Below are 22,150 nucleotides of genomic sequence, written 5' to 3'. Positions count from 1 at the left end.
TTGCCCTTTCTTTAGATATATTAACACTTTTTATCTTAAACTAAAATTCTTTTCAAATTTGGAGAAAGTTTGACTAAAATTTCATAGTTGATAGTATTAAAAAAACTAGCCATAATATTTGCGTCATTTAAAACGCAAATTTCATCTTCATCATTCTCACAAGAAAAACTATCCATAGACATTTTTCCAAGCAATTTCTTACCATTAGGAAGAAAAAAATCATGTTTTCCATCATAACGCAAAAGCCCATCTGCATAACCTAAATCATAAGTTGCTATTTCAAGATCTTCTTTTGCATTATATACACCACCATAACCAACACTTTGACCTTTTTTCAACACTCTTTGGCTTAATTTTTCAGCCCATAAACTTAAAACTTTGCGTAAGTCTTTATTAAAATGTGCATAGCCAAATTGCACAAGCCCTACTCTACAATACTCATCGCACCCAAGCTCGCTTGCTCTAAATAATGCTTCAGAATTATGTGAATGAAATATAAGCTTTTTAGCTTCATCACAAAGCAAAGTATATATTAGCTCTTTAGCTTGTTTAAATTTTTGTTTTTGCACAAAATAACTAGCATCTATTTCATCACTTCCTGCAAAGTGCATCATCACTCCATGAAGTATTAAATTATTACTTTGTAGTTCTTGTATCACTTCTTGAATTTCTTCAGGTATAATTCCATTTCTATGCATATTTGTATCTACAACTAAATGAATTTTTATATTTTGCTTGAATTTTTTAATATCATTTTTAGCATTTAAAGCATAAATAAATTTTTCACTTTCATTGCCATGTGGATGATGGGATAGAATTAAGATATTATCAAAAATATCTTCAAGCTCTTTTGCTTCAGCTTCATTTTTTACCGCTATAAAATTTATACCTTTTGCTCTAGCTATAGGAGCTAAAAGCTTAGCTCCATGTCCATAAGCATTATCTTTAAAAACACATATTACTTTTTGATAACCTCCTGCTTTAGAGGCTATCAAGTCAAGATTATACTCATAAGCCAAACGATCAATTTTTATATATGCCATTATTGTTCAGCTAAAATTTGCATTTTATCTTCAACTAGCTTAACATAAAGGACTTTTTCTCCTTTGAATTTATAGTTAGTACTACGATAGTCTTCATAAAATCCTATTCTAAAAATTTTCTCATTTTTATCATTTGGATAAGGACTTATGCTAAGATCTGAAAATTTAATGCTCTTTTTTTCTCTCTTTGCAAAAATTCTTTCTTTATTTTTTGCAAATTGCTCATAAGTGGATTTATTATTATGTTTAAAAATTTTTTTATCATAAAAAGATAAATACTTATTTATATCACTTTTTTGCCAACTATCTTTCCAGGCAAATAAATTAGCTAGTAAAATCGCTATTTCATCATGAGTTGCTCTTACTTTATTTTTCTCTTCTGTCATTGCATAAGATTTTCTATCAGCTACTAATTTATTAAAATCTTCCAATAAATCATTATGCACAGCAATACAACCTCTAGTTTTATAAGTATCCAAGCGTGTTCCATCTAAAGGATAGCCATGAATCCAAATACCACCACCTGTTTTACCCAAAGTTTTATCTAAAACATTTGGGTAAGTTGTTGCAAATGCAAATGGGCCATAATATGGATCACCAGGATAAAATTTCTTTCCAAGTTCGTAAAAACCTATTGGAGTTTTTAAATCTCCTTCTACTTCTTTATCTCCAGCTAAACCTGTTAAAACATCCCTTTGGATAAATTTCTTTTCTACTTTTCCATCATTGTAGTGATAAACTCTAATAATTTTATCACTTTTATTTGTTAAAACTATTGCAACATTTTCCTCATAATATCCTAAACTAATATTTTTGTCTTTTATCTCATCAAGCCAAAAATCTTTTTTACTTAACTCTTGCTCCAATACCCTTTCAACTGCATCAATACCTTCGTTTAGATAAATTTTTGCAAGATTATTTGCATTTGCAAACACAGCCAAACTAAACAATGCTAATATAATTTTAAACAATTTTCACCTTTCTATTAAAAATTAAAACAACAAAGAGCTAATTATAATATTTTTACAATAAATATATTTTTAATTTTTTCCGTGTATAATGTTTACAAATAACCAAAAACAAAAAAAGGAAAAATAATGAAAAAATTACTTAGTTTAGCCATATTAAGCACTTTTGCTTTTTCAAATCAAATTACTATAAATGATCCTTATGTAAGACAAACTCCACCTAATTCTAAAACAACGGCATTTTTTTTAGAACTTAAAAACAACTCCAACAAAGATATTAAACTCATAAAAGCTCAAAGTTCATTAAGCGATACAGCTGAAATTCATGATCATATTATGAAAGATGGTAAAAAAATGATGGTTCAAATTCCTCAAATCACAATAAAAGCTAATTCAAGCACCGAACTTAAACCTGGTGGGATGCACATTATGATACTAAATCTCAAAGAAAATATCACACCGCAAACAAAGGCCAATCTAACTCTTTATTTTGATGATAATAGCACAATTGAACTAAAAGATATCAAGTCAAGAAGCATTAAAAAATAATGAAAAATCTACTTGTCTTTGCCTTAGCTATAGTCTTTGCTATATGCGGGGCTTATTTTTACACCAATTCATCAAATACCGGGAAAAAGAGAGAATTAATTACCACTTTAACACCTCTAACATGTGATCTAAACATTCAAGAATGTGAATACAATTTTAAGGATAAAAAAGTCTTAGTAAATTTAAATCCAAAGCCTATTACTACATTAAATGAGCTTGATTTAAATATTACCAATTTAGGTGAGTTTAAAAAACTTAATGCTAGGGTTTATGGACTTAATATGTATATGGGAGATATTGTTCCACAATTTAAAAAAATAAACAATACTTATCATGCTAAATTAGTTTTAAGTTCTTGCACTCTAGATATAATGCGTTTTAGAATAGAGCTTTTTGATGATGAAACTCCACTAGGTTTTTATTTTGACTTTGATGTAAAGAGGTAAAATATGAAAAAAATAAATATTTTTTTATTAATTGTGGTAATTTTTGGAGTATTTTTTATATCTGTGCAGTATTTTGAAAACAACAAATACAATTTTCACTTAAATTCTGAAAAAGGCATACTTAGTCTAAAAGATTTTATCGGTAAAAAACTAATTGTATATTTTGGCTATACATATTGTCCTGATGTCTGTCCTAGTGAGCTTGCCTTGATTGCTAATGTTTTAGAAAAAATGCCAAATAAAGAAAAAGCTCATGTGATATTTATCTCACTAGATCCAGCAAGAGATAGCAACTTAACTCAAACTAGCCAATGGGTTAAGTATTTTTACCCAAATTCAACTGCATTGGTTGCTAAAGATGAAAAAGAATTAGAAAAAGTTACTAAAAATTATGGCGTAGTATATGAAAAAATCAATCTTAAAGATTCCGCTATGGGATATTCTATAGCACATAGTGGCGAATTTTATTTGATTGATGAGAATGGAAAATTTATTAAAACCATTAAAGATATCAGTTATGAAAACTTTTTCAATGAAATTCAAAAATTCTTAAACGAATAAATTTTTCAATTTATTCGTTTCTTAAAGTATCTAAAATATCTACTTGTGTTGCTTTTTTAGCAGGATAATAAGAAGACAGGCTCACAATCATAATAGCACCAAAAATCGTAGTACAAAAATCAACAAAAGAAAGCTCCAAAGGTAGCTTACTCATGCCATAAACATCACTTGGTAAAGAAATAATGTCAAAATTTCCAAGTATCCACAAAGCAATAGCTGCAAGTATCACACCTGCTACGATACCACCTCCACCTATCAAAAATCCTAAAGAAAAAAATGTTTTTTTAATCTCTAACTTACTAGCTCCCAAAGAAAGCAGCAAAGCTATCTCACTACGACGATTCATTACTATCATTAATAAAGAACTTACTATATTTAAACTTGCGACCAAAATAATCAACATCAATACTATAAACAAAGCTCTTTTTTCTAAAGCTAATGCTGCAAAGAAATTTCCATTTTGCTCCCACCAGCCTATACTAGCATATCTTGCACCCAAGAAAGCTTCAATTTGTTTAATATCCTCAAAAGGCTTATTTGAATATACATGTACCCCATCATAACTTCCTTGGGGATATGACAAAATCTTAGCTAAAGCTTTTACATCTGTATACATATAAGCTTTATCATATGCTAACAAACCTGAAGAAAAATCAGCCATAACATCAAATCTTTTAACTTTTGGAATAAGCGAAAGTCCGCTTGCATTAAGATTGGAAAAAATTAAGGTAATTTTTTCATTATAATCAAGTCCAAATTCATCTTTTAAACCCTTACCAATTAAAATATCAAAATTATCTAATTTTTTATCTTCTAAAGCTTGAGCTACTACCTCATTGATCTTTTTTTCATCTTCAAAATTAACCCCAAAAAGCATACCGCCTTCCAATTTTAAATCATTTCTTGCTATAACCTGAGTAGTAATATAAGGGCTAAATAATAAATTTGGAAATTTGCTTCTTAATTCTTGTAATAATTTATCATCTACATTTGCTCCAAAACGCGGTAATATAGTGATAGGGTAATTCATAGTAAAAAGTTTTCTCTCAAATTCTTTATCAAAGCCATTCATAATGGCCATTGCAACTAAAAGCACACAAAGTCCTATACTTACACCTAAAAAGGCTAAAATTTTTGAAAGCATAATAAAGGGTTGATCTTTATCAAAACGCAGGTATTTAAATAATAAATAACGAGGGATACTTTTATACATCTTTTACTCTTAATATTTTTTTAAGTATTTTAACTTGATTTTTATAAAAGCAAGCTTTGTATTTATTTAAGATAATATACAAAGGCACTATTATCGTGAAATTCAACTATAAATCTTAGCGGCAAAATTCTCACATAAGTTTCACTTTGCGCACTTGCTTGTTCACTTTTTACAAAGTCTTTTACATCTATTTTTGAGTTAAAAAAGCAATCAATTAAATCATTTTTGTGAGCATTTAAAAAGTTAAATTTATCCAGCTTTGTCATCTTTTCTTCAGCCACCATACCAAAATCATTGCGTATTAAAGACTTCAAATCACTTGGCGTATATGCTAACTCACAAGCATATTCTAAATTTTTATTTTTACTTTTAGTCATAGCCATAGAAATAGTTTCATTTTGATGATAAAGAATAAAATTTTTATTAGAAAGTTCTGCCCAAAATATAAATTCATCTTGGGCAGTAGCATTAAAAATTATGAGGATTAATAAGCAAACAATTCTTTCCACTTGTCAGCATCAATTTTAAGTTCTACATTTACTCTATAAAGACCATCTTTAAAGTCTTGATCTACAACACTTGCATTTTTAATCAAACCATTTACCTGCGCTGTAATAGTTGAGCTTTTAAGCATTGCATCTTTTACTGTATCTTTACCATTAACTCTGACACCATACAACTTACTTGCTAATTGTCTATAAGCATCGGTAATTGCCGCTCTTTTAGCTAAAGCCAAAGCTTGACCAACTGAAACCGTATTTAAAGGAGCAATACCCTCACCCACCGCTGTAAAAGTTAGATCATTGTCTGTGCTTGTATCATTTGCAAGCATTTTTTCTTCTCTAATGATGTTACGCACATCATCTTTATCAACTTTTTGAACCACAACATCAGAATTTGCTGCTTGAGTCTGATTTGGATTCACACCTCTTTGATCTAGTGCACAAGCACTAAAACCCAAAGCTAAACAAAACATAAAAATAACTTTTTTCATTTTTTACACCTTCAATTTATTTGATTTTATTAAAACAGCAAAAAGCATTCCAATAATTTTACTATTCTAAATTTAAATCCATATTAGTTTCAGCATCTAATTCCTCATCTTCTTCTTTAGGACACTTAGCAATGCTTACAACCTCATCATTTTCAACATTAACAACAATTACACCACTTGTATTTCTACCTGCTTTTCTAATGCTTTGCATATCAACGCGTATCATCTTACCACTACTTGTTAATGCCATTAAATCCATACTTTCATCAACTATGACTATACCGATTAAATCTTTTGTTTTGGCAGTAAGTTTCATACAAATAACACCCTTACCACCTCTACTTTGAAGTCTATATTCTCCAGCATCAGTACGCTTACCTATACCTTTTGCACTTACGCTTAAGATTTCTTGAGCGTCATTTTCTATAACAACAGCACCCACAACCTCATCATCTTTTTCTTTAAATTTAATCGCAGTTACCCCTCTACTTACACGGCCAATCTCTCTAACTTTAGCAAGTGGGAATTTAATGCACATACCTTTTTTAGTAACCGCAAAAAGCATTTTACCAACGATAGTATTATCAAGCTCTTCATTAGGTTCAAGCATTTCATTTTCTAAATTTTCTTCATAATTTTGTTCTTGAGTTTCATTTTCATCCCTTGCTACGATAATTGCAGTAACAAGTTCATCATTTTCATCTAGATTAATCGCTTTTACACCCACGCTTCTAATGTTTTGATATTCACTTAAATTTGTGCGTTTTACGATACCATTTTTAGTAAAGAAACACAATGATTTACTTTCATCAAAATCAGTGGTTGGAATAATTGCCATAATTTTTTCATCTGCTTGTAGATTAATAAGATTAACCACAGCTTTGCCTTTAGCAGTTCTACTTCCTTCAGGAATTTTATAAACCTTAAGCCAATAAAGCTGTCCACGATCAGTAACAAACATCAAGGTATCATGTGTATTTGCCGTAAAGAAACTTTCTATAAAATCATCATCATAAGTTGTAACTGCAACCTTGCCTTTACCACCGCGTTTTTGTTTTTCATATTGCTTACTTGGAACACGCTTAATATAGCCACGATGAGTGATAGTAACTACCATATTTTCATTTGGTATTAAATCTTCTATATCAATATCATCATAGTCATCTTCAATTTGAGTGATTCTTGGTACATCAAATTTTGTTCTGATTTCTTTTAACTCATCTTTGATTAAATTTTCAAGCAAAGTTTCGCTTTTTAAAATTTGATCAAGCCTCTCTATTTCTGCTAATAATTCCCTTAATTCGTTATCAATTTTTTCTCTCTCAAGACCTGTTAAACGGCCTAATTTCATATCTAAAATAGCATTAGATTGAAGCTCGCTTAGACCAAATTTTTGCATTAATAAATTTTTAGCCGTTGGGTTATCAGGAGAGTTTTTAATCAAAGCTATCACTTCATCAATATTATCTAGTGCATTTTTTAAACCTTCTAAAATATGTGCTCTAGCTCTAGCTTTTTGCAACTCATAAATAGTTCTTCTAATAATTACAGTTTTTCTATGATTTAAGAATAAATTTAAAAGCTCAATTAAAGAAAAAACTTTTGGCTCTTTATTATGTATAGCAAGCATAATCACACCAAAAGTACTTTCCATAGTGGTAGATTTAAAAAGATTATTTAACACAATCTCACTCATAGCATCGCGTTTTAGCTCAATTACCACGCGAATTCCTTCTCTATCACTCTCATCTCTAACTTCAGCAATACCTTCAATTTGTTTTTCTTTGGCAAGTTCAGCGATTTGCTCTATTAATCTTGCTTTGTTAGTTTGATAAGGAAGTTCATCTATAACGATAATATCTTTATTAGCTCTTTTTTCTATATGGGTCTTTGCTCTTACTTTTACCCTACCACGACCTGTGCGGTATGCTTCTATAATACCTTTTTTACCAAAGATAATACCGCCGGTTGGAAAATCAGGTCCTTTAATAAATTGCATTATTTCTTCTAAACTTGCGTTTTTATTATCAATTAAATAAAGCAAACCATCAATAAGCTCATTTAAGCTATGCGGAGGAATATTGGTAGCCATACCCACTGCAATACCACTTGAACCATTAAGCAATAAATTTGGAACCCTAGCAGGTAAAACATCAGGCTCACTCATAGAATCATCATAATTTGGTATAAAATCAACCGTATCTTTTTCTATATCACGCAAAAGCTCTTCAGCTAAAATCGTCATCCTAGCTTCAGTATAACGCATCGCAGCAGCACCATCGCCATCAATAGAACCAAAGTTTCCTTGTCCATCTACGCTTGGATAACGCATAGAAAAATCTTGCGCCATTCTTACTAAAGCATCATATACAGCTGTATCGCCATGTGGATGATATTTACCGATTACATCACCCACTATACGCGCTGATTTTTTGTATGCACTACGACTTCCAACACCTAAATCATTCATAGCATATAAAATTCTTCTATGAACAGGTTTAAGCCCATCTCTAGCATCAGGTAAGGCACGGCCTATAATAACACTCATAGAATAATCTAAATAACTACTTTTTATAGAACTTTCTATATCTATATTTTCAATATCTGAATCTTTAGTAAAAATATTTTCCATAAAAATCCTTAAAATTAATGCCTATATTGTATCAAATTTTGCATTAGCCAAAACTAAAGCAAAAAGCACTTCAATATTATTTTTTTCTAAGAGCTCTTTTGCCTCTAATAAACTTAATCCAGTAGTTATCACATCATCTACTAAAATTACAGGATATTTTGGACGCTTTAAAAGCTTATAAGATCTTTTATTGTCTTTACGAAATTTCAAACTTTTACCACTATATTTAAATTCTGAACTAGCTTGCAAGGTGTGATACATAGGTTTTATAAATTTAGTATTTAAGTATTTAGTTAAAATAGCAGTATGAGAGTAATTTTTATATGTTTTATCATCTAAAGCTATAGCATTAATTTTGCAAGATGGTTGAAAAAAATCCTCAAATTTAGCAAAACTCAATTTTGCCAAAGCATTTAAAACAAAATAGCCTTGAAATTTGTGTTTAAAATAAATCAAATGCTTAATTTGCTCATATTGATAAAAATAATAAACTTTAAAATTTCCCTCAAGTTCTCTTATACCTAAAGAATATTCTAAAAGCTCTTCCTTGCAAGCTGGACAAAAACTCGCAAAGGAAAATCCATGGCAATTAAAACACCTCACAAAGAGCTGATAATATCTGCAGATTTATTAGCCACTTGTTTTATAAGAAGCTGAGTGAAAAAAGGTAGATCTTTGATATTATAAAAACCTTTAACTTCTTGTTTGGTTTTAATATTAATAGTTTTATTGGTATTAATATCTTTTAGTGTCAATTGACTAGCAATAATTGAAAATAAAGAACTAGAATCAAATTTAGAATAAAAATCATTAAAACTTAAATCTACTCTTAAAACATAAGGAGAATCTTGTGTATCTTCTACTACAACTATACCTCTATTTTCTAATTCTTCTTTTAAAAACACATAAAAATAATAGTTGAAATTTTCATTGATGTAATAATTACTTCCATTAGAAGAAGAATATTTTAAATTCTCATTTAAATCATATACCCTATGAATATAAACTTTTTTTAAGGAAGCACTTTTATCAATTGTTCTTTTATTTGCGCAATACTTAAGTCCCACATCACTAATATACACAAGGCCTTTAATTTTTGCTTCATATGCTTTAGAATCAGAAGGATTATAACATTGTGCTTGAATTTTTATAAGCTCATTAACTTTTGCAACACTTTGATTTTTAGAATTTACAGCACATGCGCTAAAAAATAAAGCTAAAACAAATACAAATACTTTTTTTAACATCTTTTTTTCCTTAGAATCATCTTTATTATTTTATGATTTTTAATTAGCAAAAATTATACCAAAAACAAATAAATTTTACTAAAACTTACTTTTTTTCACACAAGAATAATTTTATTGAAAAAATTTTATACAAAAATTGATATTTAAAAGAAAATTCATTTAGAATATGTTACAAAACTGCAATATTTTAAAGGAGTTGTTAAATGAGTTCAAATACAAAAACACTTATAGTCGTTGCTGATTTAGTGTTATTTATCGCTTTGCTTTATTTTTCCCCTTTTGGTGAAACTAAAGTAAACCAAGGTTTATCTTTGTTAATTTTTATTGCCGTTTTATGGCTTAGCGAGGCTTTGCATGTTACTATTACAGCTATTTTAGTACCTGTTTTAGCTGCTATTTTGGGATTACTACCCACCGCTAAAGCTTTAACAGGTTTTGCTGATTCTAATATCTTTTTATTTTTTGGTGGTTTTGCTTTGGCCGCAGCTATGCATCATCAAAAATTAGACAAACTTATTGCACATAAAATTTTAACATTAGCAAAAGGGCATTTAGGCCTTTCTAGTTTATATATTTTTATTACCACTGCGTTTTTATCTATGTGGATGAGTAATACCGCAACAGCAGCTATGATGCTTCCGCTTGCTATAGGTATGTTAGCTTCACTTGATCCGCAAAAAGATAGAAATACTTATGTTTTCATCCTTTTAGGTATAGCTTTTAGTGCGAGTATAGGTGGTATAGGCACCATAGTAGGAACTCCACCAAATGCAATCGTTGCCACTCAATTACACATTACTTTTGCACAATGGTTAAAATACGGAATTCCTATTGTTTTAATTTTCCTACCTGCAATGATTTTAATTTTATACTTTATGTTTAAACCTAAATTTAATCTACAAGTTGATTTACATACTGAAAATATAGAACTTACAAGACCTAGAATCATCACTTTAATAATCTTTTTAGTCGTTGCACTATCTTGGATTTTTAGTGGTAATATCAGTCCTATCATCACAAGTATTTTTGGACACAAAATAGCAAATCTTGATGCGATTATTGCTTTATTGGCTGCTGTTTTAGTATGTGCTTTTAAAGTAATTGATTGGAAAAATATACAAAAAAATACCGATTGGGGTGTATTAATGCTCTTTGGTGGAGGCATCACTCTAAGTGTAGTATTAAGAGATTCTGGCGCTAGTAAAGTAATGGCTGATACTATCATTTCATTTATAGAAAATGGACATTTATTTATTATAGGTTTAATTGTGGCATTTTTTATAGTATTTTTAACTGAATTTACTTCAAATACTGCTTCAGCAGCCTTACTTGTGCCTTTATTTATCTCTATAGCAGATACTTTAGGTGTTCCTGCTTTAGGACTTGCTTTAATCATTGCTATTGGTGCTTCTTGTGCTTTCATGCTACCAGTTGCTACACCACCAAATGCTATAGTTTTTGGTACAGGGCATATTAAACAACAAGAAATGGTAAAAGTTGGGATTATATTAAATATCTTTTGCTCAATCGCACTTGCAGTAATTGCATACTTTTTCTGGCTATAATCTTTTAGTCCTTTTGGACTAAAAGATCTTTACACTTTAAAACATAGTTTTTTACATCTTTACTTTTATACAAAGCTTCTCTTATACATACGCCTGCTAAATTTAAATCTTTTAAGTGATTTATAGTTTGGATATTTATCCCACCTATGGCATAAATGGGTATTTTTGAAACTTCTAACAAATCTTTTAAATTTTTTATACCCTTTGGTGTTAAATCAGCCTTACATGAGCTTTCAAATACATGCCCAAAAAAAGCATGATTTGCTTTAAACTTATAAGCTAAATCTAATTCTTCTTTAGAATGGATGGAAGTACCCAAAAGCTCAAATTTTTTATAACTTTGTGGGTAATTTTGTAAAATTATTAAGGGAGCATGAAAAAATTGATGATTTAATTTTAAACAAGCTTCATAATGATAATGCAAAAAGCAAATTTTTTGAGTTTTATTAAAAATTTTTAATACTTCTTTGGCTAATTTAGTATATTCTAACTCATCTAAATGTTTTTCTCTAAGCACTAAAGCATCAATACTACTTTGACTTAGTTTTTCAATAAAATTTAAAAAATCTCCTTGGGTATTTTGACTATCGCTAATAGCAATGATTTTTTTATCCCACATAAATACTATCGCTCATTATAGCTTGTAAATTTGCATTTTTTAACATAGCTAAAACCTCATCAACACTACGCATATCACTAATTTGAAACTGATCATCACCTTTTTTATCACCTTGGTGCTCACCTACCCCCACGCTTACACCTGCACTCATTTTAGTAGCTCCAAGTTTAATAACCCCGTCTCTAAATCCTGCTCTTTCACGCGTAGAAATCGTAATACTTGCAAAAGGTAAAAATAATCTATAAGCACATAAAACCTGCAAAAGTCTTGTTTCGCTTACATCTTTTGGATGAATTTTTTTATTATTGATAATAGGTCTTAATCTAGGGATAGATAAAGCTATTTCAGCATGAGGGTATTTTTGCTGTAAAAAATACGCATGTAAAGCCGTAGCAAAAGCATCTTTTCTAAAATCATCCACGCCAAGTAAAGCTCCAAAAGCAACCCCTCTCATACCTGCTTTTAATGCTCGCTCTTGTGCATGAAAACGATACTCAAATACACTTTTTTCACCTTCAATATGAATTTTAGAATAAGTTTTTTGATTATAAGTTTCTTGATAAACACTTACATATTCACAACCCTTTTCATGAAGCAATGTATACTCATCTACATTCATAGGATAAACTTCAATTCCCACGACCTTAAAATACTCTTTTGCTATCTCGCAAGCTTTGGCAAGATATTCTACGCTAGCATATTCCCTGCCCTCACCTGTTAAGAGTAAAATTTCTTCCAAGCCACTTTTTTTAATCTCTTGCATTTCTTTGTGAATTTCAGCCTCGTTTAGCTTAGCTCTTTTAATATTATTTCCTTTTTGAAATCCACAATAAGTACATTTGCTATTGCAAAAATTAGAAAGATATAAAGGTGTAAAAAGTGAAATGGAATTTCCAAAATATTTTTGAGTAATCTTGCTTGATTTTTGTGCTAAATCTTCTATAAAATCTTCCGCTGCGCTTGAAAGCAAAGCTTTCAAATCTTCTAAGTTAAGATAATCTTTAACTAAAGCTTGTTTTACATCAAAAGCGCTAAGTTTACTTTCATCAAAAATTTCAACTTCTTTTAAAACCTTGGTTAAAATTTCACTTTCAATACTTTGCATATGAGGATATTTTTGCATTTTAATCTCTTAAAAAACCACTCAAAGGCGAGCTTGCACTTGGCGTACTTTCATTTGCTATACCTGCTAAATACGCATTATATCCTGCTTCTATAGCCAAAGCAAAAGCCTTTGCCATTTTTGCTACATCTTTAGCTTGAGCTATGGCGGTATTTGCCATCACTGCACTTACTCCCATTTGCATGGCTTCACAAGCTTGTGCTGGATTTCCTATACCTGCATCTACTATAATAGGTAAGCTAATTTCATTAAGTAAAATTTGTATAAATTCTTTAGTTTTTAAGCCCTTATTGCTTCCTATAGGAGCTCCAAGAGGCATTATAGCAGCAGCTCCCGCATTAGCCATAGCACGTGCTGCATATAAATCAGGATACATATAAACTAAAGGTGTAAAACCCTCATTTGCTAAAAGTTCTACTGCTTTTATACTTTCATAATTATCCGGTAGTAAATATTTACTATCGCTAATTACTTCAACCTTAATCATATCTCCACAGCCAAGCTCTCTTGCAAGTCTTGCTATACGCAATGCCTCATTAGCATTTCTTGCACCTGAAGTATTTGGCAAAAGCTTAATATGCTTTGGGATAAAATCAAGTATATTTTCTATGCCTTTATCATTTACCCTGCGTAAAGCTAAGGTGATAAGCTCCACTTTTGCTTCTTCAATGGCTGATTTTATAAGCTCAAAAGAAAATTTCCCAGAACCTAGAATAAACCTAGAATTAAACTCATATTTTCCTATTTTTAATTTTTCCATTACTCACTCGCTAAAAGTTCTAAAACTAAATTTGCTTGATGTCCTGCACAAATATTTACACGCGGTGCCATAAGTCCATTGCCTACTTTTGCCTCATTTTTTAAATCCCCACAAACATAAAAGTTTTTTGCGATTTTTCTTGTTTGTATGCTGTTGCTATCGCCATACCCTGCTAAACCAGAAGCACAAATTAATGTTTTTTGAGGATAGTGTTGGTGAAAATTTTGCGCTAAAAGGGCTTTGTATTTTGCACTATCAAAGGCTTCACAAACTATATCATCATCTGTAAAAAGTTTGGCTATATTTTCTTTTTCTATTTTTAAAACTTGTGCAAATACTTCTATAAAAGGATTAATTTTAGCGATTTGGTCTTTTAAAGCTTCAGCCTTAAATTTACCCAAATCTTCCACCATATAAGCTTGACGGTTAAGATTACTTGGCTCAACCACATCAAAATCAATCAAATGAAGCCTACCAACCCCGCTTCTTGCTAAATTTATAGCTATATGCGAGCCAAGTCCACCAAGTCCACACACTGCCACACTTGCCTTTTTAAGCTTATCATGAAGTTTTGGAGTATGTCTTGCCCTCATCATCGCATCAAGAGCTTCATATGGTGGTAAAGTATTTTTTTCTATACAAAAAAGCTCATCATTTTCTTTTAGATCCAAACTTTCTTTTGTTGCAAAACCATTGACTATCCATACATCATTTTCATTTTTACTCACACTTTGAAAAAATTCCAAAGTGTTTTTAAAATGCGTGTTTATCATACTACCATTAAATTTAATTCTCATCAACCACCACCTACAAAAGTAACAATCTCTACTTTATCATTTTCTTTTAAAATCAAATTTTCAAATTTATCCCTTGGGATAATTTCTCCGTTTAATTCTAAGGCAATAAATTCTATTTTTAATTGCTTTTCTTTAACATAATCCATAAATCTAAGCTCTTTTAACTCAAGCTTTTGCCCATTGATAATCATTTAAAACCTTTACTTATTTTACTTAAAATACTTACTCACTTACATTATTATAATTAAATCTTAAAATAACAGCTTCTTTTATCTCTCCAATATCAATAGCATCTTCTAAATTATAACCAAGTTTCAAAAGTAAAATTTCCAAATCTTTTTTAAATTTTATTTTTGTAGGTTTATTATGATAGGTTTCATTTCTAGCTTTTCTTATTTGACTTAGTTTTGTCTTAAGATGTTCTTTGGTGCCAAAACTTGGTAAGACTTGATTTTTATATATTTTTTTATCTTTAAATATATAAGCAAATTCACTCCAATGATCTATTAATATCCCTTCTAAATCAATCAGACAAAAATCATCAAAAATTTGCCAAGTGCTATTATATTCATCTATTTTTTGACATCTCTTTTTAACTTTTTTTAAAAGATTTTTCAAAGCAAGATTAAAAACTTCTTCACTAGATTTAAACCAATCATCATCTAACTTATTATACAAATTTGCTATTTTTACTGCTAAAGTACTTCTTAGAGCATTTTCATAACATTGTAAAAGTAAAAAATTTGCTTGATGGTTTTTGCGTCTTTTGGAATAAATTTTCATAATTAGCTCAAACAAATCTTCGCATTTTTGATTTTTTCTAAAATCTTTTGTACTTCTTTGCAAGCTCCCCACAAATATCCAAAATGCAAAACATTAATCCCTTTTATCATTCTAAATTTAAAATCACATTTTAATTTAAAATTGATAAATAGCTTTTCTATTTTTTCATAGCTACTTACATCAAGCTCAAAAGACATTTTACTTCCTATTAACTCCATTTTAAAAAATTAATGATATAATTTTAGAAGTTTAGAGGGCTAACTTGCCGGTAGCTGCAAGGTACTCTTAAATGAGAGGCTACTCTAAATTCCTATTGCATCCATGCTTTTCCTAGTTAAAATTCTCTAATAAATCTTTAAAAACTAAATACAATTTTTCAAGCTCTTCTATACTCACTCTTTCATCAATTGCATGAATTCTATCATTGCACACGCCAAATTCTACCACCTTCACACCAAACTCAGCAAAATATCTTGCATCACTTGTACCACCTTTGGTGTTAAGTTCTGGCACTACTTGAGTGATTTTTTGCACACTTTCATTTAGTTTTTGTACGATTTTAGAATCACTTTGTGTTAAAAAAGGCTTTGAACTTTGATTTATGCTCAACTCATAATCAAGCCCTTCACAAGTCTTTTCTACATAAGCTTTTACATCTTCTAAGCTAGTTTGTGGAGAATTTCTCACATTAAACATCAATTTTAAATCATTTGGGGTTACATTGCACACTTCCATACCACCGCGTATATCAGTAATAACGATTTTAGATGGTGCAAATACCTCATCGCCTGGATCAAGATCAAAACCTGCTAAAAATTTCAAAGCAAAAGCAAAATTATGCACAGGATTAATGCATTTTTGCGGGTATGCTACATGACCTTGCTTACCTTTGATGAGTAATTTTGCATTGATAGAACCACGACGCCCTATTTTAATACTATCTCCAAATTTTTTATCACAGGTTGGCTCAGCAACCACAGCAAAATCAGGTAGCATATCTTTTTCTTGCATAAATTTAAGCACTTCAAGCGTGCCAAATTTAGCCTCGCCTTCTTCATCGCTTGTTAAAATCAGTGAAATTCTTCCTTTGAAATTTTCTACCTCTTTAACTGCACACATAAAAGCAGCCACGCCACTTTTCATATCTTGCGCACCTCTTACATAAATAAATCCATCTTTTTCTAAAGGCTCAAAAGGATCACTGCTCCAACCCTCTCCTGCAGGCACTACATCTACATGCCCACCAAAAGCTAAATGCTCGCCATCATCACTAAATTTTTTAGTCAGCAAAAGATTTTTCACACCTTCTTTTTCTATAAAAAAAGCTTCAAAATCACTTAACTCCACTGCAATATAATTTAATGCTCCATCATCATCTGGGGTGATGGATTTAAATTTACTCAATTCTTTAAAAATTTCAACTACTTGCATGTTCTATCCTATAAAAGCTTTATACAGCATAGAAAGAGCAAAATACTCTAAAATAAATGCTGAAAAAAGATTAATGTAAAATATATGTTTATTTTTTACAAGTGCTTTAAATTTAGACACAAAAAACGATAAAGTAAAAATCCAAAACACAATAAAACCCACCAAACCAAAAAGCAAAGCAAAAGAGTTTTTACTCTGCATGCTAAGCCCTGCTACACTCAACCAAAAGCCTATAACATAAGGATTTGTAACATTTAAGAAAAATCCTTTGCTAAAACTTTTTAAAGGATGTGTTTTATTTACCTTGTTAAGATCGACTTTTCTTGTTTTTCTTAGCATTAAAAATACCATAAAACTCAAAAAGAAAAAGCCAAAAACCGCTAGTATTTTATAAAAAAATTCATTATTTGCAAAGCTTAAAAGCCCAAGATTAGTCAAAATCAAAAAAAGTATATCAGCACTTAAAGCACCGAGCCCAACGCAAAAAGCATTTTTAAAAGAAGACAAAGCAGTATTTAAGATCAAAATATTCACAGGCCCAAAAGGCACAGATACACCCATACCTAAAACTATGCCTTGTAAGATTACTTCTAACATTTTGCTTCCAAGAAATTTTCTATATCGGTTTTGATTTTATCAATGGCTGTGCAAACATCTTCTATATAAACTTTAGTAAAATTACTTTCTAAATATTTATCCTCATCAAGATTGTTTAATATACTTTGCTTACATACTCTTGCATACTCTCCCACGGGTAAAACCTGCCCACTTGTGCCTATACATACAAATAAATCGCAATTTTGTAATTTTTCATATAAAATCTTATAATTTGGCGCCATTTCTTCAAACATCACGATATTGTGTCTTACACTTTTGCTTTGACATTTAGGACAAATTTTATCATCACTACTTTCATAGTCTATGTTAAAAATATTTTCACACTCTAAACACCTAAGTTCAGGTAAAAAGCCATGCAAATGTACCACTTCTTCACAACCTGCTCGCTCTAATAAATCATCTACATTTTGTGTTAAAACGCTAATTTGTTTTGGAAATTTTTGTTTTAATAAAGCGATGATTTCATGTGCGTGATTTGGCTTAACACCAGCTAGCTCTTTTCTTCTTTTATTGTAAAATTCCAAAACTTTTTTAGGATTTTTTCTAAAGCCAGTTGCAGAGCAAACTTCCATCACATCATGCTCTTCCCAAAGCCCACCACTAGCTCTAAAAGTCTTTATACCACTTGGAGCAGACAAACCTGCCCCGCTTAAAATCATCACTTGTTTCATTTATTAAACCTCATTATTGTTTAAAGGTTTTACTATAATTTTACTTAAAGCTTAACCACCTTAGCACCAAAACCACCTTGATTAATCGGAGCGTCATTAAAGCTTTTTACACTCTTGTGAGCTTTTAAAAACTCTTTTACCGCAAAAGCTAGTTTTCCCGTGCCTATACCATGATAAACTATCACCTCATCAAAACCTACTATCAAAGCATCAGAGATAAATTTATCTAATCTTTCAAGCGCCTCATCACTTCTTAAGCCGTGTAAATCTAAAGTCATATTTAAAGCACTTGGGCGGGTTATATTAACACTTGATTTTACCTTTTGTGTGGGGGTTTGATTGCTTTTTTTAAGAAGCTTTAATGGTACACGCAAACTCAAACCATCACTTTGAATCATCGCATCGTTTTTTGAAATAGCTGTGATTTTGCCTTTGATTTTTTCATATTTAACAAAATCTCCAACTCTAAGTTCTTCATTTTGCTCCATACTTGGTAAAACAATACTTTTTTTAAGTTCATTGGCTTTGTTTAAACTTCTTTGTTTTTCTTTAATATCTTTTAGATTTATCGTTTTTTTAGCTTCTTCTATGGCTTTGTGGTATTTAAACTCTAAATTAGAAATAAGCTTTTTAAATTCTTGATCGTTTTTTTCTTTTTGATCTTTGAGTGAAAGTAAAATTTCATCTACTTTGGCTTCTTTTTTCTCAAGTTCTTCATTTTTCTTACGTAAAGAAAGTTCAAGATTGATATTTTTACTTACCATTTCTTCTAAATTTTCTTTATCTTCGCCATATAGCTTTTTAGCATTTTGCACTAAATTTGCACTTATGCCATATCTTAAAGCCGTTTCAAATGCATAAGATTTACCTATGGTGCCTTTTAAAAACTCATATTTTGGGCGTGATAATTCCTCATCATACAAAGCAGCGATGAGTTCTACTTGTGAATTTTTCGCCAAAAGCATAGCAAGGCGTTTGTGGTGAGTTGTAATGATGATTTTATTATCTTGTTCTAAAAGCTTAGAAATAAGCTCAGTATATAAACACGCAGCTTCTTCAAAATCTGTCCCGAGCTCTATCTCATCAACCCCTAATAAAACATTTTTCTTACCCAAAAGCTTAGAAAAATGTAACATTCTTCCCGCAAAAGTAGAAATATCATTTTTTACATTTTGCGGATCTTCTAAAATCGCATCAAATTCTTTGAAATTTCCTATTTGGCTTTTTTGTGCATTAATTCTCATAGGAAGCAAATGCTTTGCAAGCAAAGCTGCACTTAAAATTCCTTTTAAAAGCATAGACTTACCACCTGCATTTACACCTGTGATGATTAAAACTTTTTTATTAAACTCTATATTAACGCTTTTTGCATTTTTTAAAGCCGGATGTGCGAAGTTATATAAGCTTAAATTATTAGAGCTATCAGCTAAAACAAACTCATAATCATGTTTTTTAGCCATCAAAACTCTAGCGCTATAATGATCAAATAAATCAAAAGCATTATTGATAAATTTCAAAAACATCAAATTTTTATAAAAAATTAAGCTGATTTTTTTAGCATACTCATAAAAAATTTCTTCTTTAGCATCTTTGATTTCATCTATTTGACTTTGGATTTTTTCTACACTCAAAGGCACCGCATAAAATCCACCGCCGCTACTTCTACCTATGATTTTTGCTTTTAAGACATGATTAAACCCACCGCGTAAAAGCAAGGCCTCCATACCATTGATAAGATGGATTTGAGTATCGATTAAATACGCACTAAGACTTTTAGTATAGGTAAGTTTTTTAAACTCAGCCATCAAGCTTTCTTTTTTCATTTTTAGAGCTAAATTTAAATTAACAAGTCTTTCATCGACACTTTCCTTAATCTCACCCTTTTCATCAAAATACTCAAAAAGCTCTAAAATAGCCTGTGGAATTTCTATTTTTAAAAGCCATTCTTTTAAGCTTTCTTCAAATTTTAAGCCCTTTAAGTATCTAAAATACATACAGATTTTAATAAATTCAAAGCTTTGACTTAAATGCAAAATTCCTTGCTTGCTAAGATGAGTTAAAGCACTATTTAGCTCTTCTATTATAGGTGGAGGATTAAAATCAATCAGCGAAAGCTCATTGATCCTTTTATAATGAAGCTTGCTATCACCTTGTAAAAAAATTTCTTTATCTCTTGCAAAAAGCCCCCTAAAGTCTTCTATATAGCCATCTAAATCTAGCTTTTTAAAAAATTGCTCTTGCATTATTTATCTACCTTGCAATCTTTTATATCAAAAACATAGGCTTTAAATTGTTTATTTTTACCATTTGAAATAAAACTTTGCGTTCCATGTTCAAAGTTAAAATACTCTTTAGTGACATTAATATCTTTGCAAATCAAACTTTGTCCTTGTAAAAATGCATTGAGTGTTTCTTTTTTTAAAACACCACTTCTTGTGGCACTTAACTCAAATTTAATCGCAAAAGCAATCATCAAAATCAACACTAAAATCAAAAGATAATTACTAATCTTGCCTATTTTTTTACGTAAAAAAACAAAAAAAAGTAAAATCGCAAAAAAAGCTAAAATATATAAAAAAATCTTAAACATACTTTCCCCTAAGCTTTGTGCTTATATCTCCCGCACCAAAGCCAATTACCAAACCATTTTCAATCAACTCATCATCAAGATAAATAGCATTTTCTTCTCTTTTGATTTCTTTTATAAATTTAGCTTTTGGAAAGTATTTTTGCATATTAATTTCTATTTTAGCTTCCCCAGCTGCATACACAGGTAAAATATAAAGCTCATCAACATTTGCTAAAACTTCACTAAAATACTCTATATTTGCACTTAAACGCGTATAACGATGAGGCTCAAAAATAGCTATGATTTTTTTATATCCAGCTAGCCTTGCATACTCACTTGCTGCTTTAAGTGTTGTTTTAATTTCTGTTGGATGGTGCCCATAATCATCAATCAAAGCCATATTTTCATTTGCAAACAAAATATCAAATCTTTTTTTAATCCCTTGATATTTTAAAAGCTTAGTTTTTAGCTCTTCTGTACTTATAAATTCACTCGCAGCCAAAATAGCCAAAGCAGCGTCCATCGCCACATGCTCACCCATACCAAAAACGCTAAATTCACCTAAATCTTTAAGTGTAAAATAGGTTTTTGGCTTAAAATTTTCTACTTTCATATGAATATTTGTGATATCTTTGCTTGGGTAAAGCTTTTTTGCATTATTTAAATTTAAACTTGATAAAAACTCATCTTCAGCATTAATCACTTGAATTTTAGACAAACGCAAAAAGTCTTCATAAGCTTTGTATAATTTTGAAAGATCATTTCCATAATGATCTAAATGTTCTGCTTCAACATTAGTCACTATAGCTAAATAAGGATTTGAGTTCAAAAAAGAACTGTCACTCTCATCAGCTTCAAAAATGAGATTTTCACTTTCTTTATAAAGCATATTGGTACCACTTTCTTTTAGCACTGCACCAATAATAACAGAAGCTTCTATCAAGCTTGCTAAAATGCTTGAAGTCGTGCTTTTACCATGGGCTCCCGCAACCGCAAAAACTCTTTTGTCTTTTAAAATCATAGGCAGGGCTTCTTTTCTTGAAAGCGTTGTGATGTTTTGTTTTTTTGCGCTGATTAATTCTTTATTATCTTCTTTAATAGCAGCTGAATACACCACTAAATCCACATCTTTGACATTGTCTTTATGATGAGGAATTTTTATATTTATACCTTCTTTTTCTAATTCTTTTGTGATTTTACTTTCTTTGATATCAGAACCACTAATCTTAAAGTCTTGTTCTTTTAAAAATCTCGCCAAAGCTGAAATTCCAATACCGCCTATACCTATAAAATGAATTTTTTGCATTCTTGCCTCAAATTTTTTGAAAATTTAAGGCAAAATTCTATCATTTGTTTACTAAAAATAAAATATAAACTTTTTAATGAGTATTTATTTTATCCTGATATAAATCACATAGCCACATCAAAATATTTACACAATCTTATATAAATTATTAATACTAAAGCTACTTTATAATTAATATAATATTAATATAACAAAATTATAATAAAAATATTAAATTTAAAGTAATTTAAAAAAGAAAATTGCAAAATATATTAT

25 protein-coding genes are annotated in these 22,150 nt (G+C 30.1%); 4 read left to right on the top strand and 21 right to left on the bottom strand.

Going from position 1 to position 22,150, the window contains the following annotated elements:
* Positions 1-35: 35 nt before the first annotated feature.
* Both L8W57_RS07105 and L8W57_RS07100 read right to left on the bottom strand, forming a co-directional pair.
* Complete coding sequence (locus L8W57_RS07105; RefSeq protein ID WP_133319818.1) at positions 36-1,043, bottom strand: alanine racemase; 1,008 nt, start codon at positions 1,041-1,043, stop codon at positions 36-38.
* Positions 1,043-2,014, bottom strand: a complete 972-nt coding sequence (locus L8W57_RS07100; RefSeq protein ID WP_133319817.1) for a L,D-transpeptidase family protein — start codon at positions 2,012-2,014, stop codon at positions 1,043-1,045. The genes L8W57_RS07105 and L8W57_RS07100 overlap by 1 nt, the downstream gene beginning before the upstream one ends.
* A 126-nt stretch (positions 2,015-2,140) precedes the next feature.
* Between L8W57_RS07100 and L8W57_RS07095 the strand changes: the two genes are divergently transcribed.
* Genes L8W57_RS07095 through L8W57_RS07085 form a run of 3 tightly spaced genes read left to right on the top strand, consistent with a single transcriptional unit; the run spans position 2,141 to position 3,567 of the window.
* Positions 2,141-2,560 (top strand): copper chaperone PCu(A)C, encoded by a 420-nt coding sequence (locus L8W57_RS07095; protein ID WP_133319816.1) that lies wholly within the window; start codon positions 2,141-2,143, stop codon positions 2,558-2,560.
* The gene (locus L8W57_RS07090) at positions 2,560-3,006 is read left to right on the top strand and encodes a hypothetical protein (RefSeq protein WP_133319815.1); all 447 of its coding nucleotides are present in this window, start codon (positions 2,560-2,562) and stop codon (positions 3,004-3,006) included. Before L8W57_RS07095 ends, L8W57_RS07090 begins: the two co-directional genes overlap by 1 nt.
* Before the next feature lie 3 nt (positions 3,007-3,009).
* Positions 3,010-3,567 (top strand): SCO family protein, encoded by a 558-nt coding sequence (locus L8W57_RS07085; RefSeq protein ID WP_133319814.1) that lies wholly within the window; start codon positions 3,010-3,012, stop codon positions 3,565-3,567.
* A 10-nt stretch (positions 3,568-3,577) separates the two neighbouring features.
* Here the strand turns inward: L8W57_RS07085 and L8W57_RS07080 are convergent, their stop codons facing one another.
* The 6 genes from L8W57_RS07080 to mapA form a co-directional block, all read right to left on the bottom strand.
* Positions 3,578-4,780 (bottom strand): ABC transporter permease, encoded by a 1,203-nt coding sequence (locus L8W57_RS07080; RefSeq protein WP_133319813.1) that lies wholly within the window; start codon positions 4,778-4,780, stop codon positions 3,578-3,580.
* 62 nt (positions 4,781-4,842) lie between these two features.
* Positions 4,843-5,289 carry a hypothetical protein gene (locus tag L8W57_RS07075; protein WP_133319812.1) on the bottom strand — a complete coding sequence of 149 codons (447 nt, stop codon included), beginning with the start codon at positions 5,287-5,289 and terminating at the stop codon, positions 4,843-4,845.
* Positions 5,265-5,774: an LPP20 family lipoprotein gene (locus L8W57_RS07070; protein ID WP_133319811.1), complete on the bottom strand. Its 510-nt coding sequence runs from the start codon at positions 5,772-5,774 to the stop codon at positions 5,265-5,267. Before L8W57_RS07070 ends, L8W57_RS07075 begins: the two co-directional genes overlap by 25 nt.
* Before the next feature lie 61 nt (positions 5,775-5,835).
* Entirely contained in the window at positions 5,836-8,406 is a 2,571-nt protein-coding gene (gene gyrA / locus L8W57_RS07065) for a DNA gyrase subunit A (protein ID WP_133319810.1), read from the bottom strand.
* 21 nt (positions 8,407-8,427) lie between these two features.
* The gene (locus L8W57_RS07060) at positions 8,428-9,009 is read right to left on the bottom strand and encodes a ComF family protein (protein WP_133319809.1); all 582 of its coding nucleotides are present in this window, start codon (positions 9,007-9,009) and stop codon (positions 8,428-8,430) included.
* Positions 9,006-9,653 (bottom strand): outer membrane lipoprotein MapA, encoded by a 648-nt coding sequence (mapA, locus tag L8W57_RS07055; protein ID WP_133319808.1) that lies wholly within the window; start codon positions 9,651-9,653, stop codon positions 9,006-9,008. Before mapA ends, L8W57_RS07060 begins: the two co-directional genes overlap by 4 nt.
* A 203-nt stretch (positions 9,654-9,856) precedes the next feature.
* On the opposite strand from mapA, the gene L8W57_RS07050 reads away from it, so the two are divergent.
* Positions 9,857-11,218, top strand: a complete 1,362-nt coding sequence (locus L8W57_RS07050) for a DASS family sodium-coupled anion symporter (protein ID WP_133319807.1) — start codon at positions 9,857-9,859, stop codon at positions 11,216-11,218.
* Positions 11,219-11,222: 4 nt separating this feature from the next.
* Here the strand turns inward: L8W57_RS07050 and L8W57_RS07045 are convergent, their stop codons facing one another.
* From L8W57_RS07045 to murC, 13 genes are all read right to left on the bottom strand, one after another.
* Complete coding sequence (locus tag L8W57_RS07045) at positions 11,223-11,837, bottom strand: thiamine phosphate synthase (RefSeq protein ID WP_133319806.1); 615 nt, start codon at positions 11,835-11,837, stop codon at positions 11,223-11,225.
* Complete coding sequence (gene thiH, locus L8W57_RS07040) at positions 11,827-12,960, bottom strand: 2-iminoacetate synthase ThiH (RefSeq protein ID WP_263662267.1); 1,134 nt, start codon at positions 12,958-12,960, stop codon at positions 11,827-11,829. Before thiH ends, L8W57_RS07045 begins: the two co-directional genes overlap by 11 nt.
* Before the next feature lies 1 nt (position 12,961).
* Complete coding sequence (locus L8W57_RS07035; RefSeq protein ID WP_263662266.1) at positions 12,962-13,720, bottom strand: thiazole synthase; 759 nt, start codon at positions 13,718-13,720, stop codon at positions 12,962-12,964.
* Positions 13,720-14,520, bottom strand: coding sequence for a thiamine biosynthesis protein ThiF (gene thiF / locus L8W57_RS07030; protein ID WP_263662265.1), 801 nt, complete (start codon positions 14,518-14,520; stop codon positions 13,720-13,722). Before thiF ends, L8W57_RS07035 begins: the two co-directional genes overlap by 1 nt.
* Positions 14,517-14,708 (bottom strand): sulfur carrier protein ThiS, encoded by a 192-nt coding sequence (gene thiS / locus L8W57_RS07025; protein WP_066006795.1) that lies wholly within the window; start codon positions 14,706-14,708, stop codon positions 14,517-14,519. Before thiS ends, thiF begins: the two co-directional genes overlap by 4 nt.
* Positions 14,709-14,739: 31 nt before the next feature.
* Entirely contained in the window at positions 14,740-15,300 is a 561-nt protein-coding gene (locus L8W57_RS07020; protein ID WP_263662264.1) for a hypothetical protein, read from the bottom strand.
* 2 nt (positions 15,301-15,302) lie between these two features.
* Positions 15,303-15,497, bottom strand: coding sequence for a hypothetical protein (locus tag L8W57_RS07015; RefSeq protein ID WP_133319801.1), 195 nt, complete (start codon positions 15,495-15,497; stop codon positions 15,303-15,305).
* Between the two features lie 133 nt (positions 15,498-15,630).
* Positions 15,631-16,731 (bottom strand): succinyl-diaminopimelate desuccinylase, encoded by a 1,101-nt coding sequence (gene dapE / locus L8W57_RS07010; protein WP_133319800.1) that lies wholly within the window; start codon positions 16,729-16,731, stop codon positions 15,631-15,633.
* 3 nt (positions 16,732-16,734) lie between these two features.
* Positions 16,735-17,328, bottom strand: coding sequence for a LysE family transporter (locus tag L8W57_RS07005; RefSeq protein ID WP_133319799.1), 594 nt, complete (start codon positions 17,326-17,328; stop codon positions 16,735-16,737).
* On the bottom strand, positions 17,322-18,020 hold the full coding sequence (locus L8W57_RS07000; protein WP_263662263.1) for an SIR2 family NAD-dependent protein deacylase: 699 nt from the start codon (positions 18,018-18,020) through the stop codon (positions 17,322-17,324). Before L8W57_RS07000 ends, L8W57_RS07005 begins: the two co-directional genes overlap by 7 nt.
* Before the next feature lie 44 nt (positions 18,021-18,064).
* A complete protein-coding gene (locus L8W57_RS06995; protein ID WP_263662262.1) occupies positions 18,065-20,263 on the bottom strand; it encodes an endonuclease MutS2 in 2,199 nt (732 codons plus the stop codon).
* Positions 20,263-20,610, bottom strand: coding sequence for a hypothetical protein (locus tag L8W57_RS06990; protein ID WP_133319796.1), 348 nt, complete (start codon positions 20,608-20,610; stop codon positions 20,263-20,265). Before L8W57_RS06990 ends, L8W57_RS06995 begins: the two co-directional genes overlap by 1 nt.
* Positions 20,603-21,895, bottom strand: a complete 1,293-nt coding sequence (gene murC / locus L8W57_RS06985) for a UDP-N-acetylmuramate--L-alanine ligase (RefSeq protein ID WP_263662261.1) — start codon at positions 21,893-21,895, stop codon at positions 20,603-20,605. The genes L8W57_RS06990 and murC overlap by 8 nt, the downstream gene beginning before the upstream one ends.
* Positions 21,896-22,150 lie beyond the last annotated feature (255 nt).

Origin of the sequence: Campylobacter sp. IFREMER_LSEM_CL1890 (assembly GCF_025772045.1) — a bacterium.
GTDB classification, from domain to species: domain Bacteria; phylum Campylobacterota; class Campylobacteria; order Campylobacterales; family Campylobacteraceae; genus Campylobacter_D; species Campylobacter_D lari_D.
The sequence above is the reverse complement of the archived record's forward strand: the minus strand, read 5'-3'. Positions and strand labels throughout refer to the sequence as shown.